10 protein-coding genes and 2 pseudogenes are annotated in these 22,480 nt (G+C 44.4%); 6 read left to right on the top strand and 6 right to left on the bottom strand.

All coding sequences use genetic code 11. The annotated features are described in order from the left end of the window. The first annotated feature begins 56 nt into the window (after positions 1-56). Positions 57-182 (top strand): type B 50S ribosomal protein L36, encoded by a 126-nt coding sequence (gene ykgO / locus APA_RS09935; protein ID WP_094534052.1) that lies wholly within the window; start codon positions 57-59, stop codon positions 180-182. 70 nt (positions 183-252) lie between these two features. Here the strand turns inward: ykgO and APA_RS09940 are convergent, their stop codons facing one another. From APA_RS09940 to APA_RS09965, 6 genes are all read right to left on the bottom strand, one after another. Further along, a complete protein-coding gene (locus tag APA_RS09940) occupies positions 253-4,446 on the bottom strand; it encodes a DUF11 domain-containing protein (RefSeq protein ID WP_201322124.1) in 4,194 nt (1,397 codons plus the stop codon). Between the two features lie 6 nt (positions 4,447-4,452). Then, positions 4,453-6,528, bottom strand: coding sequence for an OmpA family protein (locus APA_RS09945; protein WP_201322125.1), 2,076 nt, complete (start codon positions 6,526-6,528; stop codon positions 4,453-4,455). Further along, positions 6,525-11,513, bottom strand: coding sequence for a TonB-dependent receptor (locus APA_RS09950; RefSeq protein WP_201322126.1), 4,989 nt, complete (start codon positions 11,511-11,513; stop codon positions 6,525-6,527). Before APA_RS09950 ends, APA_RS09945 begins: the two co-directional genes overlap by 4 nt. Further along, entirely contained in the window at positions 11,513-13,015 is a 1,503-nt protein-coding gene (locus tag APA_RS09955; RefSeq protein WP_236579489.1) for a hypothetical protein, read from the bottom strand. Before APA_RS09955 ends, APA_RS09950 begins: the two co-directional genes overlap by 1 nt. Positions 13,016-13,110: 95 nt before the next feature. Next, positions 13,111-13,692: a DUF11 domain-containing protein gene (locus APA_RS09960; RefSeq protein WP_201322127.1), complete on the bottom strand. Its 582-nt coding sequence runs from the start codon at positions 13,690-13,692 to the stop codon at positions 13,111-13,113. A gap of 193 nt (positions 13,693-13,885) precedes the next feature. Further along, positions 13,886-16,534: a hypothetical protein gene (locus tag APA_RS09965; RefSeq protein ID WP_236579490.1), complete on the bottom strand. Its 2,649-nt coding sequence runs from the start codon at positions 16,532-16,534 to the stop codon at positions 13,886-13,888. 702 nt (positions 16,535-17,236) lie between these two features. Between APA_RS09965 and APA_RS09970 the strand changes: the two genes are divergently transcribed. The 5 genes and pseudogenes from APA_RS09970 to APA_RS25760 form a co-directional block, all read left to right on the top strand. Then, positions 17,237-17,830: a PAP/fibrillin family protein gene (locus tag APA_RS09970; protein ID WP_201322129.1), complete on the top strand. Its 594-nt coding sequence runs from the start codon at positions 17,237-17,239 to the stop codon at positions 17,828-17,830. Between the two features lie 3 nt (positions 17,831-17,833). Next, positions 17,834-19,534, top strand: coding sequence for a mechanosensitive ion channel family protein (locus APA_RS09975; RefSeq protein ID WP_201322130.1), 1,701 nt, complete (start codon positions 17,834-17,836; stop codon positions 19,532-19,534). 272 nt (positions 19,535-19,806) lie between these two features. Next, a pseudogene (locus APA_RS09985) lies at positions 19,807-20,601 on the top strand (sucrose-phosphate phosphatase). A gap of 77 nt (positions 20,602-20,678) precedes the next feature. After that, positions 20,679-22,091, top strand: a pseudogene (locus tag APA_RS09990) (sucrose synthase); the annotation flags it as partial. Positions 22,092-22,149: 58 nt separating this feature from the next. After that, on the top strand, positions 22,150-22,480 hold a 331-nt coding region (locus APA_RS25760; protein WP_201321415.1), incomplete at its 3' end, for a helix-turn-helix domain-containing protein.

The following is a 22,480-nucleotide window of genomic DNA, read 5'->3' on the forward strand; positions in this document are numbered from 1 at the left end:
AAGATTAAAAGCCGTGTCAAAAATTTTGATCATCAGTAAACGTTAGGCATTAGTTCATGAAAGTTGTTAGCTCCCTCAGATCGGCAAAAACTCGCCATAAGGACTGCAAAGTTGTGCGTCGTCGCGGCAGAATTTATGTCATTTGTAAGTCAAACCCAAAGTTCAAAGCTCGTCAAGGATAATCAACGATTTTGCGTTATTTATCGAAAAGGAAAAAGCCCGCCATAATGACGGGCTTTTTCCTTTTTTGTTCTAACGGACTTTTACTCTAAACCTCACAAATCCATAGGAGGTGGGAGGTGTTCCAGCGGCTGTAGCATTGGGGACAGCAGGGAAAGTGGGCGCTCCTGTGGTGCGGGTGACATTAACAGCCACAATACCATTGGCATTGGTAGTAATTGAAACCACAGGATTATTAGGATCAGGGCATCGCTCTAGACCTGCCGAAGCAGGCACTTCGCCTAGGGCAGGATCGTAGTATCGACCGCGATCGGGTACATCGTTAGCACCTGTTAGAAATCGGCGATCGCCTATAACCGTCCCTGTCTGCAAGACAATGCCTAGATCCACAGATGATCCGCCATCAGTGGGAGTAGAACCATTAAAAGCATTGGCTATAAAGCTGGTATTTGCAGGAACTGGATCGCAAATTCTTAAATTGCCTGCATTGCTTTGACCGCGATTTAAGTAATAGATTGTGTACTCTACGTCATCCTGAGGTCGAACATTAGGTTGACTGATCACTCCACGCAAAGAATCTGAGGTTGGACTTGGCCATCTAGCATCATTGTCATCTGTTCCAGGCCCATCGTCAAAACCAGTAATGTCGGTATTGTTGATTCGCGTAATTCGTTTCAACAAAACTACTTCAGGAGGTAAAGCGGTAGATGTGACAACTAAGTTCGCAGTTGCGGGCCCATTGGAAGTTGTCGTACCACCGCCAATAGTGGTTTGCAAGGTTGCTTGCACATTTGCAGTAGGAATAGTGTTGGTGTAAGTATTTGCAATAGAGGAGACCACATCGATCGCCGCAGTACAGGTCGTATTGAAAGGTAGCTCAAAGCCTTGCAAAGTGAAGGTTGTTTCTCCTCCACCCAATACTGGATTAAACACACCATTAGTACAAGTAGTTGTGGCATTAGGTGTACCTGCTACCCTCACGTTTGCTGGTAAGTCATCGGTAAAGCGGATATTGTTCAAAGGACCACCTAACTCGCCAGTAGTTTGACGGTTTTGGATGGTTACAGTCAGACGGCTAATCTGACCACCTGCAACCGAGCTTGGAAGAAAATCCTTGGAAACGTTAAGAGCAGGCAATGCGTTAAGGGTCGCTGATGCAGCGGCATTGTTAGTCGTACCCTCACGAGTAACGATGCTATTGGCTGGCAATGTATTGGTACGGTTACCTGCTGTATTCCGAGTAGTACGGATAGTGATCGTACAGGTTGCGCCAGCATTGAGAGTACCGTTGACTAAGCCAAATTCATTTACTCCCAAGGTTGCAGCACCCGCAAAACCTGCTGGTCTGGCAACACCTGGCAATAATACTGTGCCACCACAAGTAGTTGTGGCAGTAGGCGTAGGAAATACTAAAATTTCCGTAGCCATCGTGTCTACAAACGCCAAATTTGTCGCGGTAATACCACCCACACCAGGATTTTGGATCGTGATTGTTAAGACCGAGGGATCGCCGACAGAGTTTAAAGCATTGGGGGCAAATGATTTGTTGATCGTCAAATCATTGATAACACGATTAAGGGTTCCGCTAATTGCTGCTGGGTTAGAGAAGCTTTGTGTAGTTGTAACAGAGTTTGGTGGCAAGGTGTTTGTAAAAGTTGCACCACCTGTACCATCAATCGTGACATCAAAGGATACTGTACAAATCCCATCAACACCACCCACTGCTGCGGGTAACGTACCACCTGAGAAGGTAAATGTCCTAGCTGCGATCGCGCTAAAAGCACCACCTGCACAAGTAGTCTGAAAGTTAGGAACAGTCGCAATAATCGTATTCGTCTGCACCCAGCTATCCGTAAAGGTCAGATTAGTGAGAGCAATATCTTCTGTATTATTGAATTGAATTGTGGCTCTGGATGTACCATTGGCACTTACAGAAGGAGATTGAAAGGTTTTCGTACCACTTAGGGGTGAAATCACTACTAAGTTAGCAGTAGGCAGAGTGGCTGGCTCACCTTCATTATTACTAAACGCGGTGGGAGTATTGCTATAGGTTTGGGGAGTTGGGAAGTTGGCAAAGGTTTGATCTATCTCAATTACATCAAATCGAAGTAGGCAGCTAGCACTAGCAGCAATACCACCTCCAGTGAGGGAAACACTCGTACTACCCGCAATTGGTGTAAACGTTCCACCGCAAGTATTGGATGAGTTAGGAGGAGTGGCAACTTGTAAATTAGCAGGTAGCGGATCAGTGATTGCTACATTCGTGAGAGGTTCCGCTACACCCGCCAGACTGCGGCGGTTATTGGTGATCGTAATGGTTACTTGAGAAGGTCTACCACGACCAACTGGTGTGGGATTAAAGACCTTAGCAACGTTAACCCGCGAAGCTGCTGTCAGCCTGCCTTCAGTGACAGTTACACCATTGCTATCTAACCCTTCATTATTATTAATAGAGTTATTGGGAATAATGTTGTCAAAGGTAGTACCTACAGGAGTACCTAATGGAGCAAAGACATCAAAGAAGAAATCGCAATTCGCTCCCGCTGCGATCGTTCCGCCAGACAAGCTAACCGAAGTACTACCTGCGGTTGCTGTAAGTGTTGGCGCACCACAGTTAGTAGAGGTGGGATTTGGGGAGGTCGCAACCACTAATTGCTGTCCACCGCCTGTTGGTAAGTTGTCGGTATAACTCACTCCTGTGGCTGCAATTGGCGATCGGTTGGTAACTCTGATCCTCACTCTAGTAGTGCTTCCAGGCGCAATTACGGGAGGAATATAAGTCTTGGCAACATTAAGTCCCGCAATTACAGTAAAGGGATCGGTAGCATCAGTGGGCGGTACACGTCCTTCAGCGTTACTAAAGTCTGTGGTGCGATTAATCGTATTAGTCGCGGCATTTCCCACTTCAGGATTAGGAAGACTAGCGATCGCCCCAATCCGCGCTCGGACATCCACTAGTATTTGGCAACTACCCAACGTATTAGTAACAGGATCAGACGCAGGTACTATCGCTGCCGCGCCTAAATTAGCAGTGTTAAGAGTAAAGGTATTAGCCCCAGCAGTGGGTTGAGTTGCCCAAGGTGTAGGTGCTCCACCCGCAATACAAGTAGTTCTTGCATTCGGTGTCGGGGCAATTTCTAGGAGTGCTGGCAAAGGATCGGTGACAACTAAACCCGTAATCTGAGCACCACCGTTAGTCACTGTAATTGTGATTGTCTGAATGTTTCCTTCAGGCATATTATTAGGCAGACCGCCCTTAGTTATATTAACTGCGGTCTGCACGGTAAGCGTAGCGCTGGGAACGTTGCTATTGCTGATCCGATTCTGGGTGTTTAGGGTATTAACGGGAATAGTATTTGTGTAAGTTCCACCGACGGCAGAGGTGACAGGGAAGGTAATCGTACAATTTCCATTAGCAGGAATTGTACCGCCCGTGAGCTGAATTGAGGTGTCACCCGCTATGCTGCTAGCAGTCCCGCCCGCACAAGTAGTAGTTGGTAGTGGAGCACCCCCGCGGGTATCTACAAACAGTTGCGAAGGTGCGGCTGGTAAGGCATCAACTAAAGTGGGTGGAACGGTTGTCCCAGTAAGGGGGAAGTTGTTGGGGTTTGTTACTGTAATCGTGACTAGCGATCGACCATCCCCAGGAATAGTATTGGGAGCAAAAGCTTTATTGAGAGTAGCCGCAGCAAAAGTGCGAACCTGAAGAGTGGCACTGGTAGGATCGGCGTTTGTACCAACACTGGTTACCAAATCACCAGTATTAATTGTGTCGGTATGGTTGCCAGAAACAAATCCTCGAACGGGAAATTCGATAAAGCATTGCCCAGGTGCACCCGCAGGGATCGTAAATCCAGCAATGCTATAGGAACCTGATGTACCACCGCCGCCGCCAGAGGCAGGTTCAGTACCAGCGATAAGATTCACAGTCCCAGCACCACCACAGGTATTTGCAGTAGGTGTAGCACTCGTTATGGTGATTGGACCAGGAGCACCAACTAAGGTATGGTTCAGCGATGTGATCGTGATTGCTGCACCTGTGGAGTTTCGCAAAGTCACGCGATAGACTGAGTCTGAGCCAGGAATAACATTGTTATTGGGAGTAAAACTATTCAGAATCGCGATCTGGGAGGATGCTTGGGCAAAGGATGGTGGAGGTAGCAGCCACAGGTGCTGTGTGATCGCAAAGACAAAGCTCAGAAGAAATAGGCTAAAGTTTCGTAGAAGCCGATTGAAAGCAGGGATTGGGGTAAATGTTCTCCTCATGATCTATTAGTTTCCTTTTCCTTCGATTTGAATGTCGTCCTGTTGGTCTAGTAGCTGAATTTCCACCCCTTGCATATTTTGGAGGAAGAATTCTACTCGCCGATCGCGAGCGTAATTAGTGATGTTATTTTGATTGGTTAGCCTTTGGCGCTCTCCAAGGGTGCGAATGGTGATCCGTTCTGAGCCTATCCCCTGACGGCGTAGATAGTTACTGACGGATCGGCTACGCCTTAATCCTAAATCTAAGTTGTAGGCATCATTGGCTCTAGGGTCAGTATGTCCGACTAACTCAACAGAGATTGTGGGATATTGCTTGAGGACTACTACGAATTTGTCGATGATCTTGGCAGAGATAGGACTGATGAAATCTTTATCGAGGGCAAAGTGAACTTGGCGTGGCAGTTGCAAAGCTGCTGGCGGCTCTGGTGGAGTCTCGACAATGACTGGTGGAGGAGTCGTGCATTGTGGCTGAGAGCGGGTTTCGGGCGGAGAAGCTGGAATTGGGGTATTGAGATCACTAATGCGCACGGGGCGAGCAGGCTCCGATGTGCCAAATTCAAGATCAGTTGCGATCGCGCTGAGGGTATCGCCGACTTTAAGGTTATTTAGACTAGTACTGAAGTTACCTTTAGCATCAGTTTTGAGCGTGGTCAGCAACTCATATAAACCACCACCCCGCAATCGATAGAGATCAATTTCTGTATTGGGGTCAGCGATGCCATCGATGCCGACCTTGCCGTCAATGCGATTAAATCGATCTGCCCGAAATTCTGGAGCATCGATCGCCCCATTAGCCGTATCAACTCGCCGAAAATGGGAGTCACGTTTAGGGTTACGTCCATCACCTGTGCGGAAATCCCGTTCACTGACATTGCGACGAGAGATTAAATCAATATCTAAACCTTCAATGAATTGAAATTGATTTTGACGAATCAAATTGCGATCGCTAGCAGGAAAAGCTGCCACGGTTACACCCGATCCCGCTTGATTACTAATGCGATTATTGCTAACGATATGTCCGCGTCCCATTAAATAAATAGCAGAGCGGCGAAAGAAACGGGCGTTAAAACTCACAGTATTATCTTGAACCTTAATTGCACCTTCAGGCTTAAATAAAAATACCGCCGAACCTGCATTGCCACAAATAATATTTGATCGCACCTGCATTCCCGCAATTCTTCCTTCAAGCCGAATTGCATCAGGCATTCCATCAAAACCATTACCTTCAATTACATTCTCTTGAATGATGGAGTCTCTGGTATCAACGGCGGTAATAATGCCACTGCCTTCATGGTTAGCAATCCGATTCCGACGAATATTTGCCTCAATGCCATGAAACAGATATACCCCAAAAGCAGAAGGCTGAGATGGCATCGACCCATCGGGCGGAATCCCTAGCCAGTTATTTTCGATCGTCACACGATAAGCAGGGCGATCTCGATCGTAAAAGGAAAAGTCTTGAGCGGGTTGCTGCTGCTGCGTAGTATCTGGTGGCGGCAAGCGATGGGAAATGAAGATATCGCCTAGAGGAGTAACAGCAGTTTCAAAGTGCCGCGAGGTAAATCCGTAGATGCTCAGACCACGAATTAAGACATCATCACTGGTGATGGTCAAACCTCGGAAAATTTCGGCTCCAGCAGCAGGAGTAATCGTTACTACTGGGACTGGGATCGAAATTTCTTGGGCAAAGCTTGTTTCTTCTTTGTAGGCGGGATGAGTTGTCCCATCGATCGCCATTGGCACAAGTAGGGAAGGCAAAGCACTTGTTAGCTGAATCTTGGGAATCTCAAGATTTTGAAATTGAATCTGGTGGCGACCTTGACGGGGTACAACTTGACCAAGTTCAGCAGGAGTGAGTTGATCGGTGCGGAGAGTACCATTGGCGATCAGAATCGCCTCACGCAGAGTCAGTTCGCGATCGCGCAGATTATCATCACGATTGCTATTAACGTTGAGCGTTAGAAATGGTGATGATGGGGATTTTTCTGATGATGTCTGCGCTTGAGCGATCAATTGTTCACTTAGAAACAAAGATAGAAACTCTGCCATCATCAAAATAGCGAGGGTAAGTCTTCTCTTCATGGTTTGCCCTCTTCAAATAGTTCAGGTCGGATAATTTCGCCGCGTAGTTCAGGTTGATTCTCGTTAAGCGATCGCAACAGAGCCGTCAGCACATCGCGATCGCGATTGAGCAGGAAGTTCAAGGCTGACACTAAACGGCGGGTATTCGAGTCGCGTTTAGAATCGTCAGCAATTAAATCAGGCTGTCTCTCAGGCGCTGCATTAGGATCAGGCAACAAGAGAGAAAGGATTTGAGATGAAGGAATAAATGACCAACGCGGTGCAGTTTCAGGTGATGGGAAACTAGATAGGAAAGTTGAGAAGTTAGTTGATAGCAGAGCTGGTTGAGCTTGCGGTTCTAACAGCATCGTTAGCAGTTGCGGACTAGGTAATAATCCTAGAATCTGGCGGCTATAGTTCTCAGGGGCAAGAAGTTGACTGAGTAAAGAGGATGGGGTTATTCCCAAACTCGGTAGATTTAGACTAAGACGATTATCGTTATTTTGTTGCGCGATCGTTTTCGCAGGTGTGGAACCGTTAGGCAATTGGGCGATCGGTACTCCTTCCAAATTTGCAAGGGTGAGTGTAATACTATTGGCGGTATTGCTATTTGCAGTATCGCTATTTGCAGGACTAATCAGAATGCGATCGCTCGCGATGCCCTTTTGAATTAGATAGCTGCGTAGTCCCATCAAACGATTGACCTCAAGCTCCGAGCCATCAAGATTACCTTGCAACTCGACTGCTACCTCTGGGTCATTGACAATTCGACTAATCAACAAATCAAGATTGGCATTGCTAGGATCGGTCATTTTGCCAACTGGAGCAAACTCAATCCGTTGTGAGATAGCTTGAACTCGCAGAGGGCTAGAAGCAACTGGTGAATTAGCAGATACGCTAGACAAGTCGTTAGGTAGGACATTCTGAAGAATACTACTGCCATTGCCTTGCTTAATCCGATCTGATATTTGCGTAAAGGTCTCTCTTGTGCCGCCGAGAGCAAGAAGAACTTGGGGCTTATCGTCAATTTCTGGAGCACCCAGCGATCGCATCGTAATCCGACTACCATCAATGCCTTGGCGGAGCAAATACGCACGCACTTTACTCAGTCTCTGAGCATCAGGACTATTCGCACTTACCTCAGTGAGCGATGCTAAACGACCATGCACATCAATATTAAGAGCAGGATATTCTCGTAAGACCGTTACTAAGTTATCCAAAACCACTTGGTTAATCGGTGACAAATTAATTTGAGATTTTGGAAATTCTACGGGCTGAGCAAGCGACACTCTGACTACTTCAGACAGATTACTAGGAACCGATGCTGTCGTAGTACCAGCTTTCTTCGGATTAACGGGTAATTCAATGGCGACGCTAGGATCGAGCGGTTCTTTCTGCTGCGGTGGCGCAATCTTCTGTAGCCCAAATCCATCAAATAGTTCATTGAGCTTGAATGTTACCGCTGCATAAATTCCACCTGCTGAGCGTGTGCCGCTGAAATCGCGGTCATTATTCACTGCACCTGAACTATAGCCCAGAGCAAAGCGCAAGTTGGGTGTAGCATAGTAACCGAGTTCAGTAACAAAGCCAACTTCATTAAATCCTGCGGTCGGTTGGTTGATCAATCTGCCCTCAGCTGTGAGATCGAAGTTATAGCCAAGTCGATAGGTAGCACGCAACTGTGCCAAATTAATCGCCGATGTTCCAATTAAGTCCTGTGCCAAGTAGGAAGTATTATTGCGCAAAGCATATTTCCCATAAAATTCCCATTGCCAGTTTGGAGAATAGATTGCTTCGAGCGCTAGAACATGCTCTTCTGAGCCTGAGCCAATACCACCAATAAAGCTTTCAGGAATACTGCTAGGGTTTTGGCGATATTCATAGCGTAATAGAGCATTAAGGGCATCATTAGCAGGATCTCGATAGGCTAATCCCAAACGTAAACTAGAGGTATCTCCAAAATTGTTAATCGTTTGGTTAGCAATTCCCGATCGCTGATAACGCAGTAGCCCAGTGAGCGAAGGGCTGATCTTACCGAGTGCCGAAGCATTAATAACTGAGTTTGCACCAGCTGAAGATATCCGATATTCATAACGCGCACTTGCTTTAAAATCAGGGTTGTCGGTATATTCAAAGCCAATGTTGTAGTTATCGCCACTTTGAAGCGCAAGGGAAGAAGTATTAGAGCCAGTGGTTAGAGGCTGTAACACCTGCGTCACTCCCGCCGAATTCTGAACTTGGTCATTTCCAAAAATCCGTTCGTAACCGAACTCAACTCTTAACCCTGGGGCAATTACTAAACGCTGATTTAAGCCGATCGCTCCTTGGGTGGTGGTCGTATTTGCGCCACCCACCAAAGTGTATCGTCCCGAAAGAGTGGTGTCGGGGAATACTTTATAATTGCCCACAACTTCGCCAGTAGTAAAACTGCTGCCAGCAAGCACACCGCTACTAAACCATTGCTGTCCTACTCGTAAACTAATACCTTCAATTACCTGCCAATCCAGAACTAGGGCTGTACGGTCAGGCAGAATGGTGTCAGGCGAGTTAGATAGACTAATTTCATTCTGAGCAATAAATTTTAAATTGTCGAGAATTGGCACAGTTAAACGCGATCTCAATTGGCTAGAAGCGCCAGAGAACGTCATGTTTAAGTTGTCTTGGCGGTCTCGCAATAGAAAGTCGAGTTCAGCAGTTGCCGAACCCAGCTTTTGTAGAACTCCCAGACTAAATGTGCTGAGCTGGTTGTCAACGGGAGTGCCTGGCGTAGATTGAGGATTGAGGTTGAGGAAGCTACTAAGCGTGAATGGCTGAGGAGCGACACCACGATTCTCTTCCCGCTCATAGGAAGCCCTGATCGTAGTAGCATCGGAAATCTTCGCATCAATATTTAGCCCTAACCTTGTCTGTCCTGGAACAAAACTAATCGTGGCATTGTTGACAAAACCAGTATCCGTTTGGCGATAGAAAGCCTTAGCGATAATTCCCTCTACAAATTCGCTAACTGCTTCAAATCGAAAAGCAGAACCAGAGACAGGTGCAGACAAGTCACTGGAGTTATTTTGCGATCGCGCATATTCTGCAATCAGATAAGAATCTTTGCCAAAGGAAACTAGAGCATTAGCTCCATAAAGCTGAAAGTCACGAGCTCCTTGATTTTCTTTAAAGTAATTAACGCCTAACCAACTCTCTGCGCCAAGCTCGCGACCGAAGTGATAACGCAACTGACCTGCATAGATACTATTGTTATTACTACCGTTGCTAGTGCCACCTTCATTGTCATATTCATAGGAGACAATAATGCGTCTAACGAGGGTTTCACCACCTGAGCCGATATCAGTTTGGAGAATTGGTTGGCGAAATTGCAGAGAACCGCGATCATAGTCAATCTCATAGTCTTGACTGCGATTAAGCTTGACGCGGCGCACAATATTTCCAGGGCGCAACAGCTCTTCTGATTCGATAAATACATTTTCACTACCAGGCGTGACTAACCTCCGAGCGAGAAAGAAGAAGCCACTTGTGCCATCGGGAGGGATAATATCCCGCTGAAATCCTCGTGTAGTACTGCTGTAAAGCCCTGTAGCTTGCAAATCGCCAAAGTTATAGTTGAACTTTAGTCCATTGAACTGTCGGGTAAAAGCTGTGAATTCTTGAGAACGACTGGCAAATTCTTCGGTACGGAAGTCTCCCCACATTAAGAAATCAGTACCTGCATTAGGCACAGGAGAAGTGCGCTCCGCTCTCAAAAAGATACTAGTTAAAGAGGGTGTCTCAGTAGTTAAAGTTGAGCTATCTCCATAGACAGGATAATTTTGTTTGCAAAACTGAATATCTCGAAATAGTCGGCTTCTACCTTCGCAATCTTCGTTAAGAGTCCGACGGGTATTAAATGCTCCCGTGATCAGCCATTCTCCAACTTTGCCCGTCCCAAAGGCTGCTGCATAAAAATCAACATTAGTGGAATTATTGCCGTCAGTAGGCAAGAAATCTCGAAAGCTTCGATAGAAATCAGTGCCTCTTGCTCCTATCCGAAAATCAACTACCCCAGTGAGGATCGAAGGGCGCAGGTTAGTTTCTAGTTGCAGTTGGGTAAAGGCTTCAACTTCGAGATTATTAATTACGGAGCTGGCTCGAATGATAGCATTACCAGAAGTAAGCCCAGAGCGCAGGAGTGCAGTAAATTGACCTTCTCTTGCCTCTACTTGAAAGCCTGGTTGATCGGGTCGAGCATCATTTCCTATAAATTCACCTTCACTAGCGGTAAGGGTCACAACGGCACTACGATTAGAGCGATCGCCTTTTTCGTCTAATAATAAACCCTGTACCGTGGCAGTAGTTCGACCATCGGCGGGAATACGAGACTCTAGTGTGCTTACTTGAATTTTTGTCGCCGCCCCACGCAAGCGCACTGCCACACTTTGACTAACATCACTACCAACTAACTTAGCGGTAATCTTGTTCTCACCTTCATTTAGAGCCACACCATACCAAGTTTGGGTGACGATGCCCGCATTAGTATCAACCTCAGAACGACCAATCGCATTCGCATCTACCTTTCTACCATTAACTGATAGTTCCACTTCCGTACCAACGGGAATCCGTAAAATGACCGTAGTTGCGGGGACATCCATCAGAGATTGGTTCGCAGGTGAAAGAATTGTTACTTGTGAGGTAACTTGATCTTTCTTTACTGTGGGAGGAACTTGTGGTGGTTCAGGAGTTGCCGAACTGTTCTCTGGTTGATTATTGGTTTGGACTGCGATTTGTAACGCTGGTTGGTTACTTGTGAGGTTTGGTATGGGGGTTTGTTTAAGGTTTGAGTCAGTTGCTAGCGAGAGTTGATCGACCTCATGAGTAGATTCTTCTAACGATCTTGCGTCATCGACAACGGAATTGTTTGAGGCGATTGCACTAGATGCGGTCATGCCTAGCCACAAACCTAGGAAGCCGAGCAAATGCAAACACAATTGAGATTTTAGTTTGGCTTTAGATACAGATTTCATTATTGTTGCCCTCCAACACCTTTAAATGCTGGAGTTACCGCGAAATTTGCTCTAGCCAAGCCACCTGGGGATAGGCGCACAAGTCGAGACTGACTGTTGCGTTCGATAAAGTATAAGTTGGGAGCTAGGGTATACCCTGACAAAGAACTTATATCTAACACCAAAGTACGAGCACCTGGAATGACATTGGCAACTGAATATAGTCCATTTGCATCAGTAACAATACGATTGCCATCATCCATAAACACTACAGCATCAGGAATCCCTGGTTCACCGCTCTGCTGTTCTCCATCAAAATTTTTATCCACAAATACTCTTCCAATTAAAGTGGCACAATCAGAAACGATGCCAGGACGGATTCGCATCGTAAAAAGGGCGGGACCATCGCGAACGGTATAATTGTTATCGGCTCTAATTGCCGAGACCGCAGCAGAATTTCGACCAGTTCCCCTCACAGCATCGGGAGTAACAGTGACTGCATAGGCAACCAAAGCACTTACATTGCCAGCAGGTATTTGTGCTTGAATCGCAAAGGACAAGTTATTACCATTTTCCTGAACTACAACTGGGACTAAATTCCCATTAACAGAAGCCCTTGCAGAATTTTGTACATATCGCAATCCGATCGGTAGAGAATCTGTAATAACTGGATTGATTAATGTCGTAGTTGTAAGATTTTTGATCGTCAGACGATAGGATGCAATATCTCCTGGCTCAGCAGCAGCCCGATCGCCTGTTTTGATAATTTGAACCTCGCGGGCTTCGCACACGGACAAAGCTGAATTAAGTTGCAACGCAATTAGCGACAAAGCATTTTGGGCAGCATTGTTGATAACTACATTCTCCGTAACCGAGAAAACCCCATCTATCCCGATCGGTCTACCGTCTACGGCTGTCGCGGTATAAGGTAAAAGAAGTCCATTCTGTGTGCCAATTACGATCCGAATTCGACGTTGTCCGAGCGCGAGATTAGTAGGTGGATTCACAACCAAGATATAGGTGCTGCCTGCGGCTCTTTGCGCTCCATTTAACAAAAAATTATATATACCACGTCTGCCATTTACTGCCGCATTAGTGATCGAGTATGGATTGACGTTTAAGATATTAGGGGCAAGCCCTTCGGGTAGGACTGTATTTGGCGGATTAGTCGGGGTTAAGGCAATAGGAGCACCGATTTCGCCACCACTGCCAACAGCTTGATATAAACCCACAGTAAAGCCAGTGTAATCAGCAAACTCATTACCAGCACAATCGAGTATCTGTCCTAGAGGATCGATGAGGCGATCGCCATTAATAGTATTTAAGGGCGAAGAAACTTGAACTGGAGTAGCTACACCTGGAGTGCCATAGCTACCGCTTGCGCGATTTTGAATTCCAAAGTTTCGCGCTTGACCGTAAGCAGCGCCATTCGCTAAGCAAAGACATAACGCTAAACTTCCCAGCCATAACCAGAAAAAGAAAGCATATCGCTTTATTATTTTTTTGAGCGATCGCATATTCATCAAAGTTCCATCACTCTAGATATTCTATCGGAATAAATCAGTTTTAATCATGGGTGATGATGCACCGTGCAAAGCACGGTGCATCATCACCTCAACTACTTAACACGGACTTGATAAGCCACCATCATCTTAGAATTCGCTGGTAAAGCTTCTCCAAAATCCCAGCGTACATGGGTATAGGCATCGGCTGGGGCGGGACGCTCTTCGATCCTGCCACCACGAAGACGTACTCGAACAATTGGTTGAGTCGAAAAAGTTTTACTGCCATCAATACTAAATTCCAATTTAGCACCTGAGGTATTTAACGCAGTTGCAGATTGGATGATGTAGACCATTCCATTGGGAATCTGCTGAATCACCGTAAGATTACGCATATTTCGACTAGTGTTATTCTTCGCTGTCACTGTGTAGCGCAAAACACTGCCAGGAATTACTTGGGAATTAGAAGGTAGGGCATTCCAAGAAATTTTTTCTTTGCCTGATTCATCACGGCTGATTTGGCGTTTTTCGGCTGCTAATAATAATTCCACAGGTTGCTGCTGTTGAGCTACCCGCGAATCCGATTCAGAAACGTTAGTAGAACTATTGTTACTTGCGATCGCAGTAGACAATAGCAACATAGGTAGTATCACAGCACCAAGAGCTAGATACAATGGTTTAATTTCAAATTTTTTCATAATAGGCTCCTAAACTTCGATAAATTCTCATCAGTCTGTCTATATCTAAAAAAGAATTGACTCTCTTTTCATGATCTATATAGGGATTTTCAATTTGTTTATGACAAATTGAAAATCCAAAGACTTTAATGAGCTTAATTTCCCATTTACAACTGAGGCTATGCTCATTTGTAAATGGGCATAGCCTCAGTTGCTATTGCAACTGACGATGGAAGCGTAAAACGCCTTGTAAGATAGCTGGATTAGTTGCAGGTTGAATCGTGCCGACATTATTTACATAAGTCGTGATCGCAGTTCCTGTAGCTGGGTCTGGAATGGCTGCACCATCATAAGTAACAGAGCCTTGTGACGCAAAGGTGTTTTGAGGAAATCCACCAACCACTGCGGGATTGTTGAAGTGTAACGATACCCCTGCCCAGTTGTTCACTCCAGTTGCGCCATTTTCTGTAATCACCAAATTCGCAGCATCTAGGACTACGCTACCTGCGCCAGCAGCAGCTAGAGGTGTTGAGAAGTTGACATACTCAACCACATAGCGAACTATATTGCCTGGTTCTGCGGTCTTGGCTGTTTCATCAAGTGTGCCATTTGCGGCGGTAACAGCGCGAGGATTAGTGCCTTGCAACACTTGAGACTGCTTCCGCAATCTTACATAACCTGTATAACCGCGATCGATTGTGATGTTAAAGATCGGATCATTCAAGGCTAAAAAGCCTCCACTGTTATCGTTATCCACAAAAGCAACAATCGGCACATTAAATCCTGCTCGATCGGCTCCATTTGCAATGAAACGGTCAACGGATAGAAGTGTATTCTGAGGTCCAGGAGGTAAATCAAGCGAGACAGTATAGTTATTCAGGACATTAGGCGCTAGAGCGTTGACCAGAATGCTTGGCGTCGGGCTAACAGGCAATCCAGAACTTAATCCTACGTTGAGAACATAGCCACCTGCTGCTGTATAATCATAAACCGCGATCTGGGTTCCAAAAGTAATCGTTACTCTAGAGCCATCGGGAATATCTGCGGCTGGCTGTTGTGAAACACCTGGTACAGATGCATTGTTTGGAGGCAATGGCAACAGGCGGACTGTATCTAGGTTGGTTGTGTTGCTGGGCGGATTTTGGAACGTGTTGTTAAAAATAATCGGTGGTGGATCATACGCAACGACTTGTCCAGGGACTGACTCTGGCGCTGTCAAGCCAGTGGAACGATTTGTAAAGTCATCTTGGTTAGTCGTACTTGGTCCGATCGCACCAGGGACATTGTTTGGTCCATTGAGAATGCCGCCTGCTGGAACAATTGGGAAAATGTTGACTTCCCCACCAGGTCCTGTACCTGTGTTGTTGTTATTTGGATCTGTACTTTGGGTGGCTGGATTGGGTACACCATTATCTGTAGCAGGGGTGAATAATGTACCTTCAGGGGCTGGAGGGGTGACTCCTTCAAAGTTGTTGGGGTTTTGGTCACCTGATTCGTCATAGACCACGCGATTGGTGGGATCACCTACGGTTTCCCCAAACACTTGGGAAATATTATTAATCACACCACCTGTTGCTGGGGGCAGTCCAGTTGTAATTACCCTGAATTGGAAAGCGTTAGCAACTAACTCAGTAGTAAAGCCTGGAGCAAGTATCCCTGTAAAAATATAGCCAACACGGACAACATTCGGTGCAGTCCCAGCAGTTGGAGCGGTAGTTGACCACGCTGCGGCTGGCAAGGCTCCTGGGGCTGTACTGACGACGGGAATAGTACCTGCGGCGGTCGCTGTATATTGATAGACTGCTTGCCAACCCGCTGGTAAATTTAAGGCTGCATCAAATGTTTCGTCAATTCTTGTTTGTGCAGGAATCACGTCAGAAACTAAGATACGGGTTTGGGCTACAAGATCAACATTAACTGTGGTTCCTTCGAGGTTCGCTGGGGTAAATTGGGCAGGAACTGGCGATGTGGTGGCTACTCTTAAATTTAGACGATAGGTAAGGCGATCGTCCGTCACTGCGTTTGTAGGGCCTGGATCGTAAGCAGTTCTTGCCTTTAGGGCAGTAGCTAAGGCTATGTTGCGAACAGCAGTAGCAACCGTGGTTGCTTGAATTGCGGCAGCTTCGCGCTCACCATTAACAGGTGCATCAGGACCAACGTTAACAGTGCGAACTTCATTAGCATTCGTACCGTCAGCGCCTACGGCAGGAGGCTCAAGGCCAGAGTCTGGTTGGTTTTGAGTGCCCGCAGTGTTGTCATTGGCTCCAGTATTACCCAATTGGACGCTGACAGGTGCGCCAGCGGCTCCTGCTGTTACCGTGCCAACAACTCTGACTCGCACAGAGCTACCCGCAGGAATTGGTGTGGTGGTGGTAAATGCTCCAGCTTGTAAAGCTTCACCAGCATCTAGAAAATCGCCATCATTATTGAGATCTAGTTGATACTGCAATGTACCAGCGTTTAGACCTACAGTTGTAATATTCGCAACTGCTGGGAAGACAATATTGCTAGGAGCATTTCCTGTATTCGTAACTAAAAAGTCAAAGTTAAGTACGTCATTGAGAGCGACACTACCACCGTTGACATCGATAATCCCCGCAGGTACATTTGTAATACCTGCTACCTCTGCAACAGTTACTGTAACGGTGTTGGAAGTAGCGTTAATGGGTGTGCCAGGATTATTTGGATCTACATAAGTACCTGATGCGCGGTTGAGGATTGCTGTATTTGCTGGCGTTGGCGGCACAACCTGAGCTATTACAAGGTACGGAAATAAAGATGACATCCCACTTATTGTCAATGTCGCTGCTATCAACCGATAGAACGAAGTTCCTTTAATAGCTTTTTTGTTAATGTTAAACATACAGGTTGGTTTTTCCTCACCAAGTAAAGCGCGAATAATGTATTTTTCCAAAAGTGAATCTATTGTGTTACCAATGTTCCCAGTTTTTGGGATGCTGATAACAGCAATCCATCAATAATTTCTTCAATAGTTGATTTTTAACTAAAACTTGACCAAAAAATTTGCATTTCAATTAAACTATTAAGTAGGGAGCAAAGATTATAGGATACGATCTCTACCTAATTTCGAATTGAGTTCAAAATTTATTTTCAAATATATAGAATCTAACTACAAAAATTAATTTTGACATGCAAAAAATTGCATCTAGAAGACTCTTCTAGATCCTACGCATCATTAAAATTGCTTGTTCAAAAGTGTCTCATCTTAAAGACGAGAAATAAAGCAATAAACTTTACTAGCGATCGCTGATTTACGACGAATTTATATCTACATCATTTAAAATTCGTCAAGCGTGTTTTTTGTCAATACGTAACATAGCGTACACTATATTGATTGTTTTACACAAGACTTACACAAAACACTACTAATTTTGTATGTTGAGCGTTGATCAAAAGGCATATAGCCAGTAGGTAAGTGTAACCATGAGATCAAGTCTGAGCCTAATTAATCGGCAATTAGTTCAGGTTTTAGCTCTAGGTCACTAAGATCCCTATGCATATCTACGTCAATCCTGTCTGGTTTGGATGCGTCTAAAATAAAATCATGACTAGTAATACTCGCAAGGCAAATTTAATTAATGCGATCACACCTGTGAATCGCGGCTTACAAATGTCCGAAAATCAACGTAAAATGATTTTTTCGGCTGTTGCTTATCTTGAAGAATTAAATCCTAGTTCTTCTCCAAATAACACACCTGAGCTATTAGATGGTAATTGGTTATTGCTATTTACAACTAGCCAAGAACTTTTAGGAATCGATCGCTTGCCGCTTTATAAACTAGGCAATATTTATCAATGTTTGCGCGTGGCAGAAGGCAAAATTTTTAACGTGGCTGAGATTAAAGGACTGCCATTACTAAGTGGAATAGTGAGTGTTTGCGCAAATTTTACGGTAGTTTCTGAGAAACGAGTTAAAGTTAATTTTGAGCGTTTAGTGGCTGGTTCACAAACTTTAATCGGTTATCAGGATGTAAATAGTTTTATCGATACTTTGCGATCGCCCAAGAAATTATTTGCGATCGATTTCCAAATTAAAAGAGAAGATCAACAAGGATGGCTTGAGACAACCTATCTCGATCAGGATTTGCGAATTGGTAGAGGCAATGAGGGGAATCTATTTGTTTTGAGAAAGATTTAATCAATGTTCAACTATTCAATCCAATCTAAATTCCACTTTTGGAAAAGGTGTTTACATGCTGCTGTTTTATGTGTTCTAGCGATCGCCCTAACTATCATTTTTTCTACTAATCAAAGCGCTTGGGGGCAATCTGAATTTTTAAAGCTAAATTGGCTGACTGGGCAAAGCACCGCTAATGTGCCCAGAATTGATCATGCTGTGGTGAAACTTGATGGCTATCAATTGTTTGTACTAGCGGCTCCAACTTTTAATCAAAGATTTCCGCTGGAGCAACGCCTAAAGGGCATTGAAGATGAACTACATCGTGTTGCAAATAGCAACTTTGAGCCTGATGCTTTGCAAGTAATTACCAGCATTGATCCAAAGAGCGATCAACCAGTAATTGCAATTAACGATCGTTACCTAATGACCGTAACAAGTATAGATGCTCAACTACAGGGGCGAGATCCGATAGGCTGGGCGAATCAGATTGCTCAGGTTCTCCGAGATGCTTTAGTTAGAGCTAGACAAGAGCGCCAACCTCAATTTCTAATCAATCGTGGGTTAATTACGGCGGGAATTATCCTGACAATGCTCCTTGGAATGCGATCTATTGTTTATTGGCAGGGACGATTAAAGTTAAAGCAGGAGACGATTGAGGCACAGATTGAACATACGTCACCGCCATACCTTGATGCAGTCGCTGTTACTGATTTGGAACAACAACTATATCAAAAACAACGCGCTAATCTCAGCGATCTCCAACGACGGGCGTTACAACTGAGCTATTTATGTCTTGTCGGTGGTGGCAGCTTTATCATTTTGGGACTATTTCCCTATAGTCGATGGTTACAATCTTTCCTGCTATCGACTCCTTTGCAAATTTTTGCGATCGCCTTTGGCACATATTTGTTGATTCGGGTCAGCAACCTATTGATTGAGCGCTTCTCAGGTTTCTTGAAGGCTAGGGATTTTGCGATGCTAAAGCCATATCAACGCTTGGATCTGAGAGTGTCAACGGTTTCGCAAGTTCTCAAAAACGTAACCGATCTGGTTTTAGTATGTCTAGGAACTCTGGGGATTCTTTCTGCGATCGGGTTTGACTTAGTTCCACTGTTAGCAGGGGCTGGGATCGTGGGAATAGCCATTTCTTTTGCGGCTCAGGGGCTAATTAAGGATGTAATTAATGGATTTTTGATTATTTTAGAAGATCAGTATGCAGTCGGTGATGTGATCGTAGTGGGCGAATTAGGGGGATTAGTTGAAAATATGAACCTGCGAATCACCCAAATCCGTAATAACGAGGGTCAATTGATTACTATTCCTAATAGCTCTATTGCGATCATCCAGAATCTATCTAAAGACTGGGCAAGGGTGGATTTGACGATTCGTGTTGCCTATGAAACTAACCCCGATCGCGCTTTAGATGTCTTACGAAAATTAGCCCAAGAGATTTATCAAGAGCATATTTGGCGAGCCAAAATTATTGAGCCACCTGACGTTCTGGGTATTGATGATTTGCAACATTCAGGAATGTTAATCCGTATCTGGATCAAGACACAACCGCTTCAGCAATGGTCTGTGGCGAGGGAATTCCGTCGTCGTCTTAAGTTAATTATGGAGCAAGAGGGGATTGAGATCGGTATTCCACAACAGTTTCTTGTCGCAGAGAATTCTCTACCACAAGAAACTGTTGAACCGACTCCCTTCCCACCGAAAGAATAAGTGTTGTAACGTGAATAATTAGTAGTGCGCGGCGAAGCCGCGCACTACTAATTATTCACTGGGAAAAGCAAGGCTTTTTATCCCCCCGATTTCTCTCCGATCGCACCCCAAAAATTGTCGTAGCGATCGTTCAGAATATAATGGTTAATAGTTTTTACGAAATCTAGAGACATCCAAGCAATAAATAATCCAAATAAAATCCCAAATTGTTGCAGCAGGTGAACCCCACCAATTTTAGAATCAATTATTCTATACAGGTCTCCTAATTTGTGATGAATGTTAATAAACAAGTTTTACTGATTACAGATTTGGACAATACCCTCGTCGGTAATAATCTCGCAACGAAGAAATTAAATCAGTATCTCTGCACCTATCGCCTAGATTACATTTTAGTCTAGGCAACTGGTCGCTCCTATAATTCGGCAAAGCAGTTAATGCTAGAGAGAGAACTACTCGACCCTAACTATTGGATTACTGGAGTTGAGACAGAGATCTATGCTCAAGATCAACTAGATTTTGTTTGGGCAAATAAAATTAGTGTGGATTGGAACAGAGATGCGATCGCTTCCTTTGTTACTACTCAATTTCCACAACTCAAACTTCAAGTAAAAGAAGAACAAAATTCGTGGAAATTAAGTTTTAATTTATTGGATTCTCTCGGCACTATCGATCAACTAGTTAGTAGTTTGCAAACTAGGCAATTAAAAGCTCAAGTAATTTTTAGTAGCAATGTTGATGTTGATATTTTGCCTCTAAATGCAAACAAGGGAAAGGCAGTGCAATATCTTCAAAACAAATTAGGTATTGCCGCCAATAGAACTTTAGTATGTGGTGATTCAGGAAATGATATTAGTATGTTTCAACAGCCTGTATATGGAGTAATTGTCAATAATGCGCAGCTTGAGTTAATTGAATGGTATCAAGCCCATGCTGATGAGCACACTATTTTGCGGAAAATACCTATGCGAGCGGCATTTTTGAGGCTTTGCACAAGTTTGAGCTTGTTTTTAAATAACCAGCTAGGTCCAATTAAATATAAAACCCCAAAATCTGTACCGCCTGCGTAGCGGGCGGTACGGATTTTGGCTCTGGGTTTTTAATTGTGCCTAGCTACTTAACCAGTCTAAATCAACAGGGATTTATTATGCTTTCACTAATTCAATCAATTTTAGCAACTGAAGAAAAAACTGACCTCCGTCAATTTTTGAATCGATTACATCAGCAAGAAAAACGCTATTTACTGCGTAACGAGATTTTAATTGAGTTTGCAGAATATTGCGTTCTACAAGAGAAAGATGCTCACTTTGCCACCACAGCCGCTCTAAGTAAACTACTGTACTACACTCAAGAGATTATCCTTGGCGATGGCAATGCTTGTCTAGTCGTACGCCCTAAAATCGCCCATCAAGAAGCATTTCGGATTACAGATGACCTTGCAGTTCAGCAAATTGATATTAAAGAATTACTCAATTTGCGCGATCGCCTAGTCAACCATTTCTCTCCTGAAGAAGGCAACACTCTTGAAATCGACTTCCATCCCTTCTATGACTATGCGCCCAATATTCTTCGGGTCACGAAGAATATTGGGAAAGGTGTGCAGTTTCTTAATCGCTATCTCTCCAATCAACTATTCCAAGACACGAAACAAGGATTAAATGCTCTGTTTGAGTTTCTTAGCTTACATGCCTATGATGGAATGCAATTGCTGATTAATAAACGGATTACTTCTATCAACCAGTTGTCGATACATGTTAAACAGGCGATCGCCATGTTAGAACACTATCAACCACAAATACCGTTTAGCGAGGTCTGCTTTAAGCTGCAAGATCTAGGCTTTGAGGCAGGTTGGGGTAATAATGTTGGTAGAATCCGAGAATCCCTTAACTTGCTGGATAGCTTGATTGATTCTCCTGACTATCAAGCTCTAGAAGTATTACTATCACGGATTCCGATGATTTTTCGGATTGCGTTGGTGTCGGTGCATGGTTGGTTTGGACAAGAAGGCGTTTTGGGAAGACCAGACACGGGCTGTCAAGTGGTCTATGTGTTAGATCAAGCCAAGAATCTAGAGCGACAATTGCAAGAGGATATTGCGATCGCAGGCTTAGAGATTAAGCCGAAAGTGATTATTCTCACCCGCTTAATTCCCAATAGTGATGGCACAACCTGCGATCAGCGTCTGGAGAAAGTCTACGGTACTGATAACACTTGGATTTTGCGAGTTCCTTTTCGTGAATTTAACGCCAATATTACTCATAATTGGATTTCTCGTTTTGACATATGGCCATATCTAGAAACCTATGCGATCGATGCTCAAAGGGAATTACTCGCTGAGTTTCAAGGCAAGCCCGATCTAATCGTGGGTAACTATTCCGATGGTAATCTGGTTGCCTTTTTGTTGGCGCGTCAACTCAAGGTTACTTTTTGCACGATCGCCCATGCCCTAGAGAAATCTAAATATCTATTTAGTAACCTCTACTGGCAAGATATGGAAGATAAGTATCATTTCTCGCTTCAGTTTACCGTTGATTTATTAAGTAGATATGCAGAATTATTTACACATATTCATAGTAATGGGAAGATTCTAAGGATTACTTAATTGTGATCTAATTACTGTGAGATTAATTGCTCCACTTTCCCCTGAAACGACAAAGCTACTGTGGAGAATCTATCGTCAAAGTCACCGCTTTGCAATCCGTCAACGAGCACACTGTATTCTTTTGAGCGCTCAAGGGATAAGGATAGCGCAACTGATGCAAATTTTTGGGGTGAGTCGCAAAACGATTCATAACTGGTTTGTGGCTTGGGAAAGGCTCAAGTTGGTGGGATTATGTGACCGAGCAGGGCGAGGTCGTAAATCCACGTTTACCCTTGAGCAGCAAGAACAAATAAAACAATGGGTGAATCAATCACCGAAACAACTCAAGCGAGTGCTGCAAAATATTG

The sequence above is a fragment of the Pseudanabaena sp. lw0831 genome, assembly GCF_016584665.1.
In the GTDB taxonomy this organism is placed as follows: domain Bacteria; phylum Cyanobacteriota; class Cyanobacteriia; order Pseudanabaenales; family Pseudanabaenaceae; genus Pseudanabaena.